Raw genomic sequence first — 18,287 nt, forward strand, 5'->3', positions numbered from 1 at the left:
ACTCCGGTCCACAGGCGCAGAACGCCGCCGTAGGGCCCTGCGCTGGATCAAGCACGGGCCGGAGCCAGGTGAGGCGGTCCCTGCCTTGCGCGGGATCAATGCCGGAGGCCGGCGCCGGAGCCACGATCCTCCTGTAGCTCAATGGAGGGATGTCATGCTGGCACGCGACATCATGCACCGCGACGTCGTCACGGTGACCCCGGAGACCAGCCTTGGGGCGATTGCCCGGTTGCTGGTCGAGAAGCGCTTCGGCGCCGTTCCGGTGACGGAGGACGGGCGCCTCGTCGGCATCGTGAGCGAGGCCGACCTGCTTCACCGGGAGGAACTCGGAACCGAACGGCGCCGCAACCGCTGGCTCGATGCCTTCGCGTCGATCGAGACGCTGGCAAATGCCTATCGGAGCGCCCATGGCCAACTCGCGCGGGACGTGATGGCGCGCGCGGTCGTCACGGCGGGACCCGACGCGCCGCTCGCCGAGATCGTCGAGCTGATGGAGCGCCGGCACATCCGCCGCGTGCCGATCGTCGAGCAGGGGCCCGACGGGAGCGAGCGGCTCATCGGCATCGTGACCCGCGGCGACCTCGTGCGGGCGCTCGCGACCCTGACCCCGGCCTCCCCCGTCATGGCCGGGGACGGGCGTCTCAGTGACCGGCGGATCCGCGACATGCTCCTGGCCGAGCTTGCCCGCCAGCCCTGGACCGACAAGGGCGCAGGCAGCGTCACGGTGCTCGACGGCGTCGTCCATCTCTGGGGCACGGTGACGAACGAGGCGGAGTCCCGGGCGCTGGTGACCGCGGCCGAGACGATCCCGGGCGTCGTCGCCGTGCGCGACCACACCTTCGTCGCCTCCTGGGGCGCCGACCCGCTCATGCTCTGAGAGCGGCGGGCGTCTCTCTCCGGCTTGGCCGGCCTCCTTGGCCGGCCTCCCCGATGGGCAACCCGGGACCGGGTTTTCTTCTGCGGTCGAGGGATTGGACCTCGCCATCCATCGGTGTCTAAAGTGTCCGAGCGTCTCGCCCTGGCCAGAAGGGTCGGCCGCGAACTCCAGCGGTTGCTCCCCACTGAGCGCAAGATCCGGCGCGTCACGCCCACCCTGACCGTCGCCACCCTGCTCGACGCGCACACCGCCACCGCGATGGATCCGGCCGCCGGATCGCGCCAGCCCGTCGAGCGAGACCTATCGAGAGGCGCTTCCGGTGTATCTGGCGGGGCGTGCCGAACCCACTGATCACGCCCCCTCATCCCGGTTGACGCGAGTCCCCTCCCCCGGCTGCGATCAAATCCGGCGCCGGTGCGATGCCCGCCCACCGCATGCCGGCGGCCCATGAGCGTGATGCTTCGGGGCTCCGCAAGTCCCGCCCGATGGCGTCGATCCGGGTTTCGTCGACACGGCCGGCAGCCGGACGTCGATGACCTCCGCGCCCCCTGTCTCGGCCATCGTCGTACCAACGGCCCGCTCGGCCATGGCGCGGATGTCGGAATCTCCCGCGCCGGCGTGCCGGTGAAGCCGGCTCGTCCGCACAGCGGTGGCCGTGCTTCATGGCGAGCGGTGCGATGGGACCGGCGGAACAATCGCAAGCCCATCGCGTGCCGGGTAAGGCGCCGACCTACGGCACGCGCCAGTGCCCGATGCCGACAAGGCCCCGCCATCCCCTTCGTCCTTGCGCGCGGGGCATCGACCAACAAGCGGACAGTTCATCCGTCGAGCGCCCGTAGCGTCCGCGATGCCCAGCAGTGTGACGCCGAACGGTCCGCCGAGCCCCTCCGAAGGGGTAACCCGGCTCATCCGCCCGGACAACGAGCCCGAATCATCCGCGATTGTCCCGGACGACGCCGTAATCGCAGCGGCGCCGTCGCGAGCGGATCACGACACTGCGCGCCGTCGGAGCAAGAATGGCGGGATCGTTTGACAGCCGTGCAGAACGACGAAAACTGCTTCTCCGTCAAGCGCTTGGCGCAGGCACGGGTCGGCGTGTCGCGCGAGCCGCGCATGAACGAGCGATCAACCGAAAAAACATTGTCGCCGGTTGAGAATCACCCATAATAACGCTTGGAACCGGCATAGCCCGGAAAAAGCGTTACTCGGGAATCAGCGCGGATGGATATGGTGGTGCCAGCAGAGGGAATGGAGGTGACCAACTTCCATGAAACCATCCTCCGGCAGGGCGGCCTCATCTCTGATAAGTTGAGCATGCTCCGCATGGAGCATTATCCGCCGAACGCCACCAAAGGCTTGCGCCCGTTCTCGCTGGCGGAAGTCGCGTATTTTCTCGGTGTCACGCCCTCGAACATCAAGAAGCTGCACCTCGAAGGAAAGGGCCCGATCCCGGCGACCTCGCCGTCCGGCCGGCGCTCCTACACCGCCGAGCAGATGCTGGAGCTGAGGAAGTACCTCGATCGCCACGGGCGATCCGACCTCAAGCAGTATGTGCCGCATCGGCGCGCCGGCGAGACGATGCAGATCATCTCGGCGGTGAACTTCAAGGGCGGCAGTGGGAAGACGACGACCGCCGCCCACCTGGCCCAGTTCCTCGCCCTGACCGGCCACCGGGTGCTCGCCATCGATCTCGATCCGCAGGCGTCGCTCTCGGCCCTGCACGGCATCCAGCCGGAACTCGACAAGACGCCGTCGATCTACGAGGCCCTGCGCTACGACGACAACAAGCGCCCGCTGTCGGAGATCATTCGGCCGACCAACTTCCCGGGTCTCGACATCGTGCCGGCCAGCCTGGACCTTCAAGAATACGAGTACGACACCCCCCTGGCGGCCTCGAACCGGAATGCCGAGGGCCGGACCTTCTTCACGCGGATCTCGAATGCGCTGAAGGACGTCGATAACCGCTACGACGTGGTCGTCATCGACTGTCCGCCGCAACTCGGCTACCTCACCCTGACGGCGCTCACGGCCTCGACCTCGGTCCTCGTCACCATTCATCCGCAGATGCTCGACGTGATGTCGATGAGCCAGTTCCTTCTGATGCTCGGCGGCATCCTGAAATCGATCGCGGATGCCGGGGCGACCGTGAACCTGAAATGGTTCCGCTACCTCGTCACCCGCTACGAGCCGACCGACGGGCCGCAGGCCCAGATGGTCGGCTTCATGCACGTGCTGTTTCCCAAGAACATGCTGACGCACCAGATGCTGAAATCCACGGCAATCTCGGATGCCGGGATCACCAACCAGTCGCTCTACGAAGTCGATCGCGGCCAGATGATCCGCTCGACCTATGACAGGGCCCTCGAAGCGGTGAACGCGGTCAACGAGGAAATCGCCAGCTTGATCCACCAGGCGTGGGGGAGGCGGGTTTGACAGCCGTGCAGAACGCCGAATTCACCCGACCCACCAACCGGATAGGGACGTGACGCGATGCGCAAGAACCTCCTGGCCAACGTGCTCGGGGCCTCGGTCGGCGAGCCCAGCACCGACGTCGCCAGGCGTGGCGCGGCGCGATCGATGACGCGCTCGATCGAGGAGATGGCCGAGAACACCAAGCGCATGTCGGATGGCGAGGTGGTCCTCAGCCTCGACACGGCCCTGATCGACGATTCCTTCGTGTCCGACCGCATCGATCAGAACGACGAGGATTATCTGCGGCTGCGCGACGCCATTGCCGAGCACGGCCAGTCGACACCGATCCTCGTCCGTCCTCACCCGAGCCGTGAGGGGCGGTTCATGATCGTCTACGGCCACCGCCGCGTGCGCGTGGCCCGCGAACTCGGGCGCGAGGTTCGCGCGATCGTCAAGTCGATCGAGGACATCGCCCATATCGTCGCCCAGGGGCAGGAGAACGCCGCCCGCGCCAATCTCTCCTTCATCGAGAAGGCGCTGTTCGCCAAGAAGCTGCTCGACATGGGGCAGACCAAGGCGACGATCAAGGCGGCCCTTGCGATCGACGACACGCTCCTGTCCCGGATGCTGTCGGTGGCCGAGACGGTTCCGCCCGAGGTGATCGATGCCGTCGGCGCGGCCAAGAGCATCGGACGCGACCGCTGGGAGGAGCTGAAGAAGCTGGTGGCCGCCCCGGCAAAGGCCGAGATCGCGCGTGAGGCGGTCCGGTCGGACGCGTTCCTGGCGAAGGAGGGACCGGAGCGGTTCAGCCATCTCCTGGCGGCGATCAAGGCCGGGCGCAGGGCGCCGGTCCGTCGGGCGATCCAGCCGCAGACGTCCTATTGGGCGCCCCCGGACAAAGCCGTCGAAGCGACCTGCCGTCGCTCCGGCAAGACCTTCAGCCTGTCCTTGACATCGAAGGATGCCGGGGACTTCGGCGACTACATTTCGTCCCACCTGGAGCAGCTCTACGGCGCTTTCCAGGAGGCAAAGCACCGCAACGGCCAGGGAGACTGACGCGACCCCTTCCCATCGGCTCAGCAGAGCGGCATCGGTCGCCTTGCACCGCGCCAAGACCAGGGCAGGAGAGGCCGAGGGCTGCGTCACGCCGCTCGGCGCCTTCGCGTGTGACAAGCTCGCCAGGCTCGAACCGTCGCGCCAGGTCGCCGCCCCGGGCAAACTTGGGCCGGCCAAGCCTGGGCCGGGAGCCCGCGCCGGGGACGGCCTCACCCAAACGTCGCATGGACCACGTCCGCGCCTGACGCTCGCTGAACGCGCGCAGGGCCAGGCGAAGACCTGTCGCCGTGAGGAAACCGGCCATCGTCTGCCCTGGCCCGCCACGGTCAAGCATGGACTTCCACCCGGCGGAACCGAGCCTCATCGGCATCATCGTCCGGGAGATCCGCGAGCGCGCGACTTGCGGACTCGCCCTCGGAACCATCGCGGCGCGCGCCACGTGCCGCCGCACCGTCCAGACGGTGATCCGATGGGCCGCTCACCGTAGCGTCCCGCTCATCGAAGAGCGGGTGAAAGGCACGCACGTCATCCGCATCGCAGCCAGGCCATCCGCAAATAGCGGGCTGGAATCCGCCTGGCCGAGGCTCGACAATCGAAACAAGAAGAAGATCTTATACCAACGGCCCAAGATGCTGACGCATCGGGCCGTTGACCCATCTCGAATTTTCGATGTCAAGCCAGAGGCTTGGCGAAAATTCGAGAACAGAACCAAAGGTCGTTTTCAACGACCGTTGGTATTAATCTCCGTGACAAAGTGGCCGCCGGTTCCCGGTCTCCACACCCGTCCACACCGGACGATCCCGCTGACGACGCGGCCCAGAACGAGCGGCCGTCGCCTCCGCCTCAACGTCCGGCGTCTTCGGAGGACACGATCCGTGGTGAGCCCGGCCGGCCGCTCGACCGTCGCGGCTCGACGAGACGATCGCCGCATGGCGTCGACAAATCCCCATTGGGGTACGCAGCCACGCGATCGTGGAGGGGACCCCGCGCCACGTCCGCTCAGTGCCGCTCCTGCGGCCCGGGTGAGGCGTCTCGGAGCCGACCAACCATCGGCCGGTTCGGTGGGCGAGATCCGCTCGTCGGATCGGCGCCGACGCGCATCCCGATCGGCGCCGCCCATGAGGGAGCGGGCACGCCGCCGATGGTGGTTGCGCCGATCGGCAAGCGGCCCTGATCGGGGCCAGGCGGACGCCCGATCTCGGCGCCTCCGTGACTCGCGCTCCGGCGGCTGGCGGCAAGCGTTGTGGCGCTGGAGAGGGACGATGGCAGGCGCCGCGATCGGGCGGAGCGCGGGTGAGGGGAGGGGGATTGTGAGCGCCCAACACCTCATGCCGTCCCGGACAGGCTGAGTCTCGACGATGGGGTCTTCGGCGCGGGCGGCTCGGTGTCGAAGGTCCAGTGCAGGCGGTGGCCGTTGCAGCGATCCTCCGTCAGTCGGTCGCGGCGCTGGCGTCGATCACGATCCGGTTCTTCTCCTTGACGAGAGTCGAGACCGCAAGGGCGATGCCCGAATTCGGCACGTCGAGGATTACGTCGACCTTGTCCTGATCGAGCCATGTGCGGGCGATGGACAGGCCGATATCGGGCTTCTGCTGATGGTCGGCGGAGATGAGCTGGACCGGCTCGCCGAGGACCTGCCCCCCGACATCCTCGAGCGCCAGCCGCACCGCCTCGACCAAGCCGGCCCCTGACAGATCCGAGAACGGTCCGCCGGGATCGGTCAGCACGCCGCGCGTCACCGGCTCCGCCGCGGCGGGTTGCAGGCAGGGCCTCCCAGCAGGCTCCCCACCGGCGCCAACGCGGCCCGGAGCCGCCAGCGTTTCGCGGTCTCGCCCATCGTTTCGTCCCTTTTTGTCGTCGGCGTCGGGTTCTCCCGATCGCCGCGCAGGCGCGTGGCCGTCCTCCCGGACGAGAGCGTCCGGGCCAGTGTTCAGTTGAAGTGCCCGACCCAGCGCACGGTATAGCGCTGGCCCTCCGGCCTGTTCTGCGCCCCGAACTCGTAATAGGCGTTGAAGAACAGGAAGTTGTCCTTGTTGATCGCCAGCAGGGCGCCGGGGCCGAGGCCGAAGACGCGCTCGCGCCGGCCGGGCACGGCGACGCCGTTGGCCAGGGTGTCGCTGATCTGCTGGAGCCAGTAGCCGTTGACGCCGAGCTTGAGGTTCTGCGTCACGCTGTATTCGCTGGCGAAGTTCGCGTGCAGGGCCTGGCCGGCCTGGGTCGAGACCACGGTCGGGCCGAAGCCGACATTCGGACGGTCGTTGGCGGCGTTCCAGAGATAGTGGAACCGGGCCGAAACCGTCCAGTCCGGCGTCAGGAACAGCGTGCCGGCGACGTAGGGGTTGAAGGAGAAGAAGTTCGAGCCGGGATTGACCGCTGCCGTCGGGTCGTACTTCCCGGTCGGCAGGATCATCTGCGCCTCGAAGCGTCCGACGAAGAGCGGACCCTTGTCGCCCATGATCGGGTCGAACTGGATGAAGGGGCCGATCAGGAGGTCGCCGACGCCCTGCTGGGCCTTGAGGGCCGCGCCGCCGAGGCCGTCGTCGGTGCTCGAAAACGGGATCGTCGGCAGGAGGATGTCGAGACCCAAGACGCCCGGGCCGACCTTGATCGGCGAGACGTAGAGGAGCTGCGTCAGGCTGGCGAAGACCGTCACGTCCTCGCGCGGCAGGCCGAGGCTGCGGCCGTTCCGGTCCACGAGGCGATTGGCCGAGTAGACCTGGAAATACTGGGTCGGGTACCAGCCGGGCCCCGAGGGCGGTGCGCCGTCGAGGAAGCTGGTGAAGCCGAGGTTCAGGTTGGGCTGGTCGAAGGCCGACGCGGACCCCGCGAGCCCGACCGTGGCGGCGAGGGCCGAGATGGCCCGCTTCGCGAAGGTCCGGATCCACTCCCGCGGCCTGGTGTTGCGTGTCGTCATGGTGCCCCCTCGTTCATGATGGCCCGCTCGTGATGGCGGCGCGCGGCGCCTGCGGGCCGCCGCGCGCTCTGCTCATGGGCGGTCGCGCGTGCTGGCCGGGCTCACGCGCCCGGCACCGAGCCCGGTGGCAGGAAGTCGACCTCGCAGGCCGCCGAGCGGCGCACGACCTCGTCCGGGTCGGTCAGGTCGTGGAGCTGGTCGAACAGCGCCTTGAGCTTGCGCCCCGGGCTGACCCAGAAGATCGCCCGGTTCGGCGTGTCGGTACGGTTGTAATAGGCGTGCGGCTTGCCCATCGGCATGCAGACCAGGTCGCCGGTCTTCGCCTGGAGCCATTCGCCGTCGAGATAGAGGTCGAAGGTCCCTTCCAGAACGTAGATGAACTCGTCCTGCGTCGGATGGATGTGCGGCGGCACGAAGGTGCCCGGCGGATCATAGGTCTCGAAAGAGAAGGCGCTGTCGCAGTTCGCCTTGAAGTAATAGGTGTGCCCGAGGACGTTCCACACCGTCCCGTCGATGCCTTGGCCTGCCCTAGTGATGCGCGCCAGAAGTGGCCCGTTCTCGCTCATTTTTACCTCACTATGCTAACTTTCCGAACAGAAACGACGGAGTTTTTTGACAAAGCAGCCATCCAATACTCCGGCGTGCCGCCTGCGCCGGCTATCCGTCAAACGCCGGCGCTATCCACTTTACGCAGGAAAGGAAGGATCGGCGGTGATCGGGCCTTGTGCAGGTTTTGCCGCCACACGCATTCTACGGGCTTAGGGCCTGGACGACTGATTGGGCCATGACCGACGAGACGCCATCCGATCCGCCTCCTCCCGCTGGGGAAGCTCTGCCGCTGGCGCGCTACGCCCGCGTGGCGACGCGGAACCCGGATCTGGCGCGCGAGCAGATCGGCCGGATCTTCTGCCCGCACGGCCTGATCCTCACGGGTTCCGATGCCGGCTCCCTGTTCGAGGCCCGGCACCATTCCGCGGCCTTCGGTGGCCTGACGATCAACTTCGTCTCCTACGGCACACGGGTCGAGATCGATCCGGGCTGCCTCGACCGGTTCTTCCTGTTGCAGATCCCCCTCGAAGGCTCGGCGCTGGTGCGGAACGGCCCGCACGAGATCCTGGCCGATCCCGGCCGCGCCACCCTGCTCTCGCCGGCCTTCCCGACCCGCATGGTGTGGCAGACGGGCTGCGCCAAGCTGATCGTCCAGGTGCCGCGGGGCCTCCTGGAGGAGCACGTGGTGCGGGTGCTCGACCGGATCCCACGTCCCTTCGACTTCGATCCGGCGATCGACCTGACGCGGCCCCGGGGCGCCGCGATCCTGTCCCAGGCCCGGCTGCTCCGGCATCTCGTCGAGAGCCGCGGCCGGTCCGGCCCCGGCGCCGACACGGTGGAGCGGGAACTCGCCTCCGCCTTCGTCACCCTGCTCGTCGGGCACATGCTCGAACGGAGCGGGGGAGGGGCGGCCCTGGCGCCTTCCCAGCGCGTCTCGGTGGCGCCCGCGCATGTCCGGCGGGCCGAGGAGTATATCCGGGCGCATCTCGACTCCGCTCTCAGCCTGCCGCATCTCGCCGAGAAGGCCGGGAGCAGCATGCGCTCGCTCCAGGACGGCTTCCGCCAGTTCCGCGCCAGCACGATCTCCGACTACATCCTGGCCCAGCGCCTCGACCGATGGCGGGCGCTGATCCTCGCCTCCGACACGGAGGCGAAGGTGGGCGATCTCGCCCTCGGCGTCGGGCTCAACCATCTCGGCCGCGCTGCAGCGGCCTATCGCGACCGCTTCGGCGAGGCCCCGTCCCAGACGCTGCGCCAGCGCCGGCGCTGACCGGCCGGTCCCGCCTCAGGCGGCGCGGGACGACGCGACGGCCCGCAGGACCGGGCGGGTGGCCGCGCTCGCCTGGTAGGCGGGGGCACGGGCGAGGAGGTCGGCATAGACCGGCGGCCGTAGCGGCGCGAACAGGGCGGTGACCGGGTTCGCCTCGCGGGTCGGCACGCCGATATCGGAAAGCAGGCTGGCGAAGTGGCGGTTGTGGTAGGGCGCGATGCACAGGCCGCCATAGCCCTTGGCGGAGGGGCGTTCCTCCTGCCGCCACGCCTTCAGGCGGGCGATCTCCGCCTCCATCTGGGCCCGGGTCGGCTGGCGCGCGAGCTGGCCGTCCATGTAGCGCACCAGCCAATGGGCGCCCAGCTCGGCCGACAGGTTGGTGGCGAAGCTCGAATTGAAGCCGACGAAGCCGAGATCGGGCAGGTCCGGGTTCACCACCCAGCGATAGAGCCGATACTGGCCGTCGGCGTCGATCAGCTTGGCGCGGTCGGCGGCGTCGAGCACCGGCACGTCCTGGCGCCAGCCGGTCGCCATCACCACGAGGTCGGCCGGGATGCGCTGTCCTCCGGTGAGCACCGCCTGCGATCCCTCGTAGGACGCGATCGTGCCCCGGATCGCCGTGATCTTGCCCTCGGTCACGAGCTTGTAGAAGCCCGGCGTCTCCACCGCGAGGTTGCAGTGGATGTCGTCCTCGATCCGGGTCTTGGGCCGCAACCCGTTGCGGCGAAGCTTGAACTGCGCCGTCAGCAGGCTCTCGAGCGCGCGCCAGTTCGCCCAGATCAGCGGGGTGGCGAGCGTCTGGACGGCGCGGCGGACCGGCCCGGCATCGAAGGGCAGGAACATCGATTCCGCCAGGCGGCAATACAGGATCCGCTTGAAGTTGATCAGGCCGCCGAAGAAATAGGGGATCTTCCAGGTCGGCTCGAGATAGACCAGGGTCACGCCGGCCGCGCCGTGCTTGACCGCGCTGACCGCGACATCGGTGGCGGATTTCGAGTAGCCCAGCACCACGACCCGCTTGCTGCGGACCGATTCGGCGTCGTTGTGCTCGCTCGAATGCAGGATCTGTCCGCCTGCCGCCTCGAACGCCTCGGCGCCGGGATGCACGGGCTTGTTCCTGTGGCTGAACTGGCCGGTGCAGATGGCGACGAAGTCGTAGGGTTCCGTGCTCGCCGCGCCGTCGGCGCCGGTCGTCGTCACGTCCCAGCCCCGGTCGGTGCGCTTCGCCAGCCGGGTCACGGACTGGCCGTACCGGATCAGCGGCACGAGACCGAACCTCTCCGCATAGGCGCGCAGGTAAGCGAAGACCTGGCCGCCCGACGGCCATTCGGGATAGGCAGCCGGCATCGGCCATTCGCTGAAGGCGTAGATGTCCTTGGGCGTCTGGGTCTTCACGTCGGGATAGGAGCGCGACGGCTCCCACACGCCGCCGAGATCCGGGCCGCGTTCGAGCACCGTGACGCGGTGCCCGCGTTCCCGGAAGGCTTTGGCGGCGGCCAATCCGCTGATGCCGGAGCCGATGACGCACACGTTGGCTTGCGTGACCATGAGGCTGTCTCCCGCCTGGGCGCCCCGATCGGGCGCGGTGTCCATGCAGGAAATGTCATCTCTGGCGTCGCGCAGAGCTATCCTGGACACGTGCCCGCTATCCGAATCGCGCAACATTGAGACGAAACCTCCGAAAATCTCGGACGGTCATGGCATCGTCTTCTCGCACCCGTCATGTTGCAGTGCGTGCTCGCGTGAGCTTGCGCAATATATTGTGCAGAACGCCCAGCCCGCAGGCACGATCTGCCTGCGAGGGAGCAGGCGGCACGGGGCCCTGACGACCCGAAGACGCGGCCCTGACGAGGCGGCACAGGTCCGCCAGGAGACAGCCGCCCTCCGGGCGTCGATCCCGATGAAGCACTCCTCTGGCCTCACGAACTTTACCAAGACTCGATCAAGAGATGCCCGGAATCATATCTTCAATACGCGATCCACCAAGATCGCCAGCGAGGCCATGAGGCAGTAAGCGAAGAGGAGATCTCGCGAATGCAGCGAGAACAGTTCTGGCGCGAATTCAAACATGGGGTGAGCGAGGCAAATCGCGGGCCAGCTCCTCGCCGTCGCCCGCAGAGCAGACCAGCCGGTCGACCACGGCCCGGATCCAAGCACGGCCGGCCTCCCGCCACCGTCGCGGGCATACCTGCGACGCCACCACGATGCTGGCGGCAGCGCTCGATCGCGGCTTTGGCGGGACGAACGACCTTCCTGGCGTCGGCAACACCGGTGCTCACCTTCGCTGGATTCTCGATCGCGGCGGCATGGCTGCCGTCAGCGCGGCTGACCCTCTCTCACCGTGACGGATCGTGGTTGTCGGTACCGCGGGTGTGGTGAGTACGGATCCGCTTGACCGGGGTCGCAGTGAGACTCCGCGAGGACCGGGTGAACCCATCCGGATTGGCGCCACAAGAGGGGTCCGGCCCGGCCAGGAGCCGGGGCCGCGTTGCGGCAGATCAAGGCAAGGACCGGCCGCACGCACAGAGTGGAGGCGCCGGCCGCGAGGGGCCGGGGCGGAGACCGGCCGATGCTGCGGGACGACATGCGAGCTGGGACCGCGCTGCGGAACGGCGCGTCCTCCCGTTCCGGACGCCGCTTGCGCCTGTCCGACTCGCCCATGCTCGTCTCTCCCAGGCCCGGCCCATCCGAGAGGCGCGACCCCGACACGTCCTCCGGCCGGGAGCCGCCGTTCCGGACCCTCACGCCCGAGGCGCGGGGCGCTCGTCTCGCCTGCGGCCCGGACGGGATGACGGCTGCGGAGGCGGCGTGCCGCATCGCGCGCCACATGGCCCGAACCCGCGACGCGGAGGCCCAGGTCGATGGCGCGGCGCGCGCGGTGCTGCGCCGGATGGTCGAGCCCCTCGCCCTCCTCCTGATGGCGGCGGGCCTCGTCACGTTTCTGACCGGCGACTGGACCGGCGGGGCGATCATCATCGCCATCCTGATGCTCTCGATCGGCCTCGACACGATCCAGGACGGGCAGGCCCTGCGGCGCAGCGTGGCCCTGGCGCGAGCGGCCTGGCGCGGCGCTGGCGGCGTCCTCGCTGGCGGCCCTGGCGGGCGCCTGGCGCTGCCGTTCACGCCGCGCGGCGGCTGGCTCGGCTTCGCGGCGCCCTCGCCGGGGATCCTCGCCGCCGTCGCGGCGATCCCGGCGGCCTATCTGGCGGTGGCCGAGACGGTGAAGCCCTGGGCGACGGCTGGCGGGACGGGGCGGCCAGCCGCCCCCGCGCAGGCTCGCGCCTGACAAGACGGGAGACGACCGATGGCGGCAGTTCCGCAGACCGAGACCCTGGACTTCCTGACGCGCCGGCTCGCCGGGCACGGGCCCGTCGAGCGGATCGACACCCATGCCTCGATCGTCCTGATGGCCGGGGACCACGTGCTCAAGCTGAAGCGCGCCGTGCGCTTCCCCTTCCTCGACTTCTCGACCCCCCGGCGCCGGCTCGCCGCCTGCCGCGCCGAGCTGGCCGTCAATGCCGGTGCGGGGCGGCTCTATCGCGGCGTGCACCGGATCACCCGCGCCACCGATGGCGGCCTCGCGCTCGACGGGGCCGGACGCCTCGTCGACGCGGTGGTGGCGATGCGGCGCTTCCCGCAGGACAACCTGTTCGACCGGATGGTCCAGGACGGGCGCCTCACCCCGGCGCTGGTGACCGACCTCGCCCGGCGCCTCGCCACCGCTCACGCCGAGGCTCCGGTGAGCAAGGCGCGCGGGGCGGCCGCGATGGCCGATCTCGTCGCGCTCAACGACCGCAGCCTGCGCGCCTGCGGCCTCGTCCCGGACCGGGAGGCGGACGCTCTGACGGCGCTGTTCCAGGACCGGCTCTCCCGCCATGCCGCCCGGCTCGACGCGCGGGGCCGGGAGGGGAAGGTCCGGCGCTGCCACGGCGACCTGACGCTGCGCAACATCTGCCTGTTCGGGGGCGTCCCGACGCCGTTCGACGCCCTCGAATTCGACGAGCGTCTCGCCACGATCGACGTGCTCTACGATCTCGCCTTCGTGCTCATGGACCTGTGGCATCGCGGCCGGCCCGACCTCGCGAACCTGCTGTTCAACCGCTACCTCGACGAGACCGACGACGCGCCGGATGCCGGGCTGATGCCGTTCCTGATGGCTCTGCGCGCCGTGATCCGCGCCCATGTGACGGCGAGCCAGGCCATCGCGACCGAGCCCATGGCGGGACAGGCGGCCGCGGGCAAGACGACCGCGGGCAAGACGACCGTGAGCAAGACGACCTGCGCCCCGACGGACGGGGACGCCGAGGCGGGCGCGACGGCGCTCCGGGGCGAGGCGACGGCCTATCTCGCCCTCGCGCGGGACCTGCTCGCCGAGATCCCGCCCTGCCTCGTGGCGGTCGGGGGCCTGAGCGGATCCGGCAAGTCGACGCTCGCCGCCGCCCTGGCGCCCCGGCTCGGCGCGGCCCCCGGCGCCCGCATCGTGAGCAGCGACCGGACCCGCAAGCGCCTGCACGGGGTCGTGCCGCTCACGCGCCTGCCGCCGGGCGCCTACGCGGCCTCGGTCTCCGAGCAGGTCTATGCGACGATGCGGGACGAGGCCGCCGGGGTCCTCGCCGGAGGGGCGTCGGTGGTGCTCGACGCGGTGTTCGACCGGCCGGCCGAGCGGGAGGCCGTCGCGGGGCTGGCGGCCTCGTGCGGCGTGACGGTCCAGGGGGTCTGGCTCCAGGCGCCCCTCGCGATCCTGGCCGACCGCATTGCGATCCGTCGGAACGATCCGTCCGACGCCACGCCCGCCATCCTGGCCGACCAGGCCCGGAGGGATTGCGGGGCCATCACCTGGCTGCGCCTTGATGCCGGGGAGTCGCCGGAGGCGCTGGCCGCCGACGTGATGCGGGCGGGACGCCTGGATGCGAGCGGCCGGGGCGGGGAGGGGGATCCGGCCGCGCACTCGGTTCTCAATCGCGTCCCCGCGTGACGCCGCCGCCCCTTGCGGTGGATCAAGGTCGCGCCCCGGCGTCGGCGCGATCCTCGCCCGGCTCGCCAGCCGGGAGAACAGCCATGATCAAGGATCTGACCATCGTCGTCGACGGCGTCGGCCGGCGCGCCGCGCCCTACGGGCTCGGGCTCGCCGCCGAGTTCGACGCCAGCGTCTCCGCGGTGAGCGTCCTGCCGCTCGAGCCGTTCGGGACCTTCGCGCAGTCGGAGATCCGCTACGACATGATCGTGGCCGCCGAGCAGGATGCGCGCGAACAGGCTGCCGCCGCCGCCGAGGCCGTCGCGGCCGAGGCCCTGGCGGCGGGGCGGCCCTGCGAGACGACCGCGATCTGCACCTCCGCGCCGCTCGCCCCGCTGCGCCTCGCCGGCTTCGTGCACCTGAGCGACCTCGTGGTGATCGAGCAGGCCGATGCCGCCCACCCCAAGCCCGCGGACGCCTATCTGGAGACGCTGCTGTTCAGGGGCGCGCGCCCGGTCCTGGTGGTGCCCTACATCCACGCCTCGCCGCCCCGGTTCGCCACGGCAATCGTCGCCTGGGACGGCAGCGCGCCCGCCGCGCGGGCCCTGAGCGACGCGCTTCCGCTTCTGCGCCGCATCGCCCGCGTCGAACTCGTCAGCGTCACCGACGAGCCGGTCCCGGAGGCGACGCACGGGCGGGCGGTCCGCCACCTCGCCCGGCACGGGGTCGAGGCCGTGTTCCACACCCTCCCGGGCGGCCTGCCGGTGGGCGAGGCCCTGCTCTCGCATGCCGCCGATCGCGGGGCCGATCTCCTGGTCATGGGCGCCTACGGCCATTCGCGCCTGCGCGAGGCGATCCTCGGCGGGACCAGCCGGACGATCCTCGCCTCGATGACGGTGCCGGTGCTGATGTCCCGCTGACGCGGCTTGGCGGTGCTGACGGCCCGGGCAAAGCCGTTCGCTGGTTCCGGCGCCGTGCGCTGCGACACGGTTTGAGAAGTGGAAAGACAAAAACACGGGCTTCATGGCACTAAGAAGATTTCGCCGAAGTGGTCACCGGTTCGGCAGCAAAAATCTGCGATCAAACAAGAGCCTAAGCGGGCGAAGCGTTGGCCTGCCAACGCAAGTCTGCTTAGAGCATTTTCGACCAAGTGGACACCGGTTGGTCGCAGAAAACGCGGCAAAAATCAGAGACCTAGAGCACTGCCCGATTGCAACATGATCGGGCAGTGCTCTCGCCGCCAGAACATTGTTGACAGGCACACCGCGGGCAACCAAGGCGCAACCATGTCGCGCCGATCCTTCTGCGTCGCAAAACCGATCGCGCCCGCCCTGGCGCACCGTCGGCCTCAGCCCCGGATGGCGCTCCGACACCTCCGACTGGTCGAGGGCGACGCTCCCACCGGGATCGGCCGCAAACGGAGCCGTCACCGCATCGGCATCGATCAGGGGATTGCCCAGGCCCGCGGCAATCCACTGGTCGCGCATGTCGACCCGCTCCGCCTCGCGTGGCAGCGACGCCGCCAGATCCATCAGATTGGCGCTGCGGACGTCCGGCATCGTGGCAACCAGCACGGTGAGGTTGTCCCGCCGAGTCTTGCGGAGTTGCGGCAGGCGGTGCTTGAAGCTCGTCGACGAAATTGACGGCTATTGCTCTGATCCTCCTCACAAGGCCACAAGCCTTCCCCTCCGTCGGGACGCCCCGAATCACAGCACGCCGAAGACCGTCGACCACCGACATCCAAACTGATCGAGGGTCTGCGTCATCCCCTCCAGTCTCCTCCTCTGATGTGCCCGCCGATGTTCGACCGGAAACGTTGACTCACGCAATGTTTCTCGTTAGCAACACATGAGCATCCCCTGACATCTAAGAATACAACTCTAGGTAAAAATGGATGCTGACCGGATCAATTGATAGCCGATCCTGACGCGGGAGCCTGAGTTGAGCAGAAGCCATCGATATGCCGCAGTTTTTCTGACGCTAACGGCTTCGGCAGCGCTTGCGGAAGAAGAGCCCTGGGGCGGCAATGTTCCAGGCTGGCGGTTTACGCAAGCAGGTGAATCCGGGGACGGCGTCAACTGTCGCGCGATCCAGGGGCAATACCTCATTGCACGGCGGAGCAACGGGCGGACCTACGTCTCCGTGCCAGCGCCAGCGGGTTTGCCAAAGGGCTGGTACAGGGACGGTCGAGCCTCGATCGTCCTGGGAAGCACATCTGAGCCGGTCGATGCGGAGGTGACGGGCCGTCTGCTGCTGCACATCGACGAAGGGCTTTATCCGGCGCTTATCCGGGCCCGCGGTTATCAATGGCGTGTGTCAGGGCCGCAGGGCCTCGTCACGGGCTCGGTCTCGTTTTCAGGCGATGTGGCGAAAGCCATCGCCGAATTGCGTGCCTGCGTGAGAGCGAACGCAGCGGCCGTTCCCGCCCCGCGGGCCGCAGCCCCTTCCGCGCCCGCGGCGCGAACCAGCGGCAATCTCAAATGGTCGGGCGACTGGGTCTGGATACGCCCAATGATGATTTTCGGGAAGCCCGTCGACACACAGGGCCAGCGACTTTCTATTGAGCTGCTCCCTAACAACCATGTGAATATCTGCGTTGATCTGCGTCGAAACGATACATGCAAGAACGTTCCGTTCACTGAGCGAAACGGCATTTACACGTTGTCTCCGAACGGATCGGAGCTTTACGAGATTCAGATCGCGCAGAACGACCTCAGCGGCCAGTTCTGGTGGCAAAAGGACAACCGGACCAGGACTGGCGCCGATGGCACGTTTTTCCTGAAACACTAGAGCGCTTCACGATCGCGTTGCAATCGCGACGCTTCTCTCGCTGTTAGGTTTTGCCGCATTTTCTACGATCAACCTGTGTCCACTTGGTCGGAAAATGCGCTCGCGGCGTGATCCTTGCCGAACTCGAATTTTGGAAGACCTAGCCATGCATCACGCACGCGCATTGACCATCGCAGCCGTGCTCGCCTCCGGGAGCGCGTTCGCGCAAGGGCAGCCGGGTGACGCCCATTTCTGCCGGCAATATGCGGACACGGTCGCTACCGCGGTCGAGGACGCCACGAAGAACAACCCTGCGTGCCTGAATCCGAGCGCGGGTGTCCATTCCGACCGAAATTCGCATACGAACTGGTGTTTGCGTACTCCGAGCGAAAAGGTTGAAGGGGCCTCCGTGCACATTCGCCGTTTGGCAAGCAAGTGCACGAGCGGTTTTATGCCCGCGCCATCGGACTATGGCGGCTACGCGATCATGGGCGCCGGCCAGTTCGAGGAGCCTTACGGGCAGACGCGTGGATGGAATGTCATGGCCGCCTTCAGCGGGCGCCTGTTCATGTATTGCGTCGCGACGAACGACGCCGGTGGCCGTTCAGTCCGTCTCGGTGTCGACCAAGCGATGCCGGGCGACGGCCGTCAGTGGCAGCTCGCCGTTCCAATCCGTTCCAACAAGGATTGGCAGGGTCGGCTTGAAGTCGACGGTCAAGAGCCAGCGCACCGTGCGGGCGCGGACGTGAGTGGCGATACCTTCGCGGACTGGACGATCGCCTGGTTGAACCTGGGACAGCTCGATGCGCTCAAGCAAGGCAAGACAGCTGTGCTGGGCGTCGGCAAGCGGGATTACGACTTCAGCCTCGCCGGCGTCGCCGCCGCGATCACGAAGATCGAGGAATGCCGCTCTCGTCGGGGCGTCGTTCCAGCCTCCGCAACCACCTCATCCCAGGCGACGCAGATGGTGCAGCAAGCGCCCGTTCAACCCGGTCCCGGCGGGCCGGTGACGTCCGGCGCGGCGATCGGGCCGGAGCCCGCAGACCTTGTCGAGAGCATCTACCGCACGGCGATATCCGGCGGTGACGCATTCGACAGGCGCACCCGTGCGCGATATCTCTCCCGCCAGCTTGTAAGCCTCATCGCGGAGGACGAACAAAACAGCAGGAAGCAACAGGAGCCGGGCAAGCTTGAATACTCGCTGCTGAGCGGCAGTCAGGACATGCTTAAGATCGGCAATCTGCAAGTCGCGGAGGTATCGCGCCAGCACGATCGCGCCACCGTGAGCGTTCGCTTCCGGAACGCCGCGTTCGGTGGGACCGCACCGGTCGAAACTGTCACTTACCAGTTGCAGGCGGGCGACCAAGGCTGGCGTGTCACCAACATTATCTATGGTCCCCAGCACAGCCTGCTCGGCACACTGAAGCGGTGACGGTTGGCTGACACTGACATCGATGCCTGATCGGCTGTCCGTGGTGTGGGCGGC

Annotated in this window: 13 protein-coding genes and 1 pseudogene; 9 read left to right on the plus strand and 5 right to left on the minus strand. The window is 68.2% G+C overall.

Annotated features, from left to right (window positions below):
* The first annotated feature begins 154 nt into the window (after positions 1-154).
* From VP06_RS09150 to repB, 3 genes are all read left to right on the plus strand, one after another.
* Positions 155-877 carry a CBS domain-containing protein gene (locus VP06_RS09150; protein WP_048463475.1) on the plus strand — a complete coding sequence of 241 codons (723 nt, stop codon included), beginning with the start codon at positions 155-157 and terminating at the stop codon, positions 875-877.
* Between the two features lie 1,221 nt (positions 878-2,098).
* A complete protein-coding gene (gene repA / locus VP06_RS09155) occupies positions 2,099-3,310 on the plus strand; it encodes a plasmid partitioning protein RepA (protein WP_197093167.1) in 1,212 nt (403 codons plus the stop codon).
* 57 nt (positions 3,311-3,367) lie between these two features.
* Positions 3,368-4,345, plus strand: a complete 978-nt coding sequence (gene repB / locus VP06_RS09160; protein ID WP_053081622.1) for a plasmid partitioning protein RepB — start codon at positions 3,368-3,370, stop codon at positions 4,343-4,345.
* Positions 4,346-5,775: 1,430 nt separating this feature from the next.
* Here repB and VP06_RS37105 read toward each other — a convergent pair.
* The 3 genes from VP06_RS37105 to VP06_RS09175 form a co-directional block, all read right to left on the minus strand.
* Complete coding sequence (locus VP06_RS37105; RefSeq protein WP_197093168.1) at positions 5,776-6,072, minus strand: ABC transporter substrate-binding protein; 297 nt, start codon at positions 6,070-6,072, stop codon at positions 5,776-5,778.
* Positions 6,073-6,275: 203 nt separating this feature from the next.
* Positions 6,276-7,259 (minus strand): SphA family protein, encoded by a 984-nt coding sequence (locus tag VP06_RS09170; RefSeq protein WP_082167290.1) that lies wholly within the window; start codon positions 7,257-7,259, stop codon positions 6,276-6,278.
* Between the two features lie 101 nt (positions 7,260-7,360).
* Positions 7,361-7,825, minus strand: coding sequence for a cupin domain-containing protein (locus VP06_RS09175; protein ID WP_048463477.1), 465 nt, complete (start codon positions 7,823-7,825; stop codon positions 7,361-7,363).
* A 218-nt stretch (positions 7,826-8,043) separates the two neighbouring features.
* On the opposite strand from VP06_RS09175, the gene VP06_RS09180 reads away from it, so the two are divergent.
* The gene (locus VP06_RS09180; protein WP_048463478.1) at positions 8,044-9,078 is read left to right on the plus strand and encodes an AraC family transcriptional regulator; all 1,035 of its coding nucleotides are present in this window, start codon (positions 8,044-8,046) and stop codon (positions 9,076-9,078) included.
* Positions 9,079-9,093: 15 nt separating this feature from the next.
* Here the strand turns inward: VP06_RS09180 and VP06_RS09185 are convergent, their stop codons facing one another.
* On the minus strand, positions 9,094-10,626 hold the full coding sequence (locus VP06_RS09185) for a flavin-containing monooxygenase (RefSeq protein WP_048463534.1): 1,533 nt from the start codon (positions 10,624-10,626) through the stop codon (positions 9,094-9,096).
* Positions 10,627-11,737: 1,111 nt separating this feature from the next.
* Here VP06_RS09185 and VP06_RS09190 point away from each other — a divergent pair.
* The 3 genes from VP06_RS09190 (at position 11,738) to VP06_RS09200 (ending at position 14,952) form a co-directional block, all read left to right on the plus strand.
* Entirely contained in the window at positions 11,738-12,364 is a 627-nt protein-coding gene (locus tag VP06_RS09190; RefSeq protein ID WP_156295513.1) for a hypothetical protein, read from the plus strand.
* 18 nt (positions 12,365-12,382) lie between these two features.
* Positions 12,383-14,053, plus strand: coding sequence for a bifunctional aminoglycoside phosphotransferase/ATP-binding protein (locus VP06_RS09195; protein WP_048463480.1), 1,671 nt, complete (start codon positions 12,383-12,385; stop codon positions 14,051-14,053).
* 83 nt (positions 14,054-14,136) lie between these two features.
* Entirely contained in the window at positions 14,137-14,952 is an 816-nt protein-coding gene (locus tag VP06_RS09200) for a universal stress protein (protein WP_048463481.1), read from the plus strand.
* Between the two features lie 486 nt (positions 14,953-15,438).
* Here the strand turns inward: VP06_RS09200 and VP06_RS38945 are convergent.
* Positions 15,439-15,672: pseudogene (locus VP06_RS38945) on the minus strand (hypothetical protein); the annotation flags it as partial.
* Between the two features lie 301 nt (positions 15,673-15,973).
* On the opposite strand from VP06_RS38945, the gene VP06_RS36150 reads away from it, so the two are divergent.
* Positions 15,974-16,822, plus strand: a complete 849-nt coding sequence (locus tag VP06_RS36150; protein ID WP_156295515.1) for a hypothetical protein — start codon at positions 15,974-15,976, stop codon at positions 16,820-16,822.
* Between the two features lie 145 nt (positions 16,823-16,967).
* Positions 16,968-18,233, plus strand: coding sequence for a hypothetical protein (locus tag VP06_RS09210; RefSeq protein WP_156295516.1), 1,266 nt, complete (start codon positions 16,968-16,970; stop codon positions 18,231-18,233).
* The last annotated feature ends 54 nt before the right edge of the window (positions 18,234-18,287 follow it).

Origin of the sequence: Methylobacterium aquaticum, from assembly GCF_001043915.1 — a bacterium.
In the GTDB taxonomy this organism is placed as follows: Bacteria; Pseudomonadota; Alphaproteobacteria; order Rhizobiales; family Beijerinckiaceae; genus Methylobacterium; species Methylobacterium aquaticum.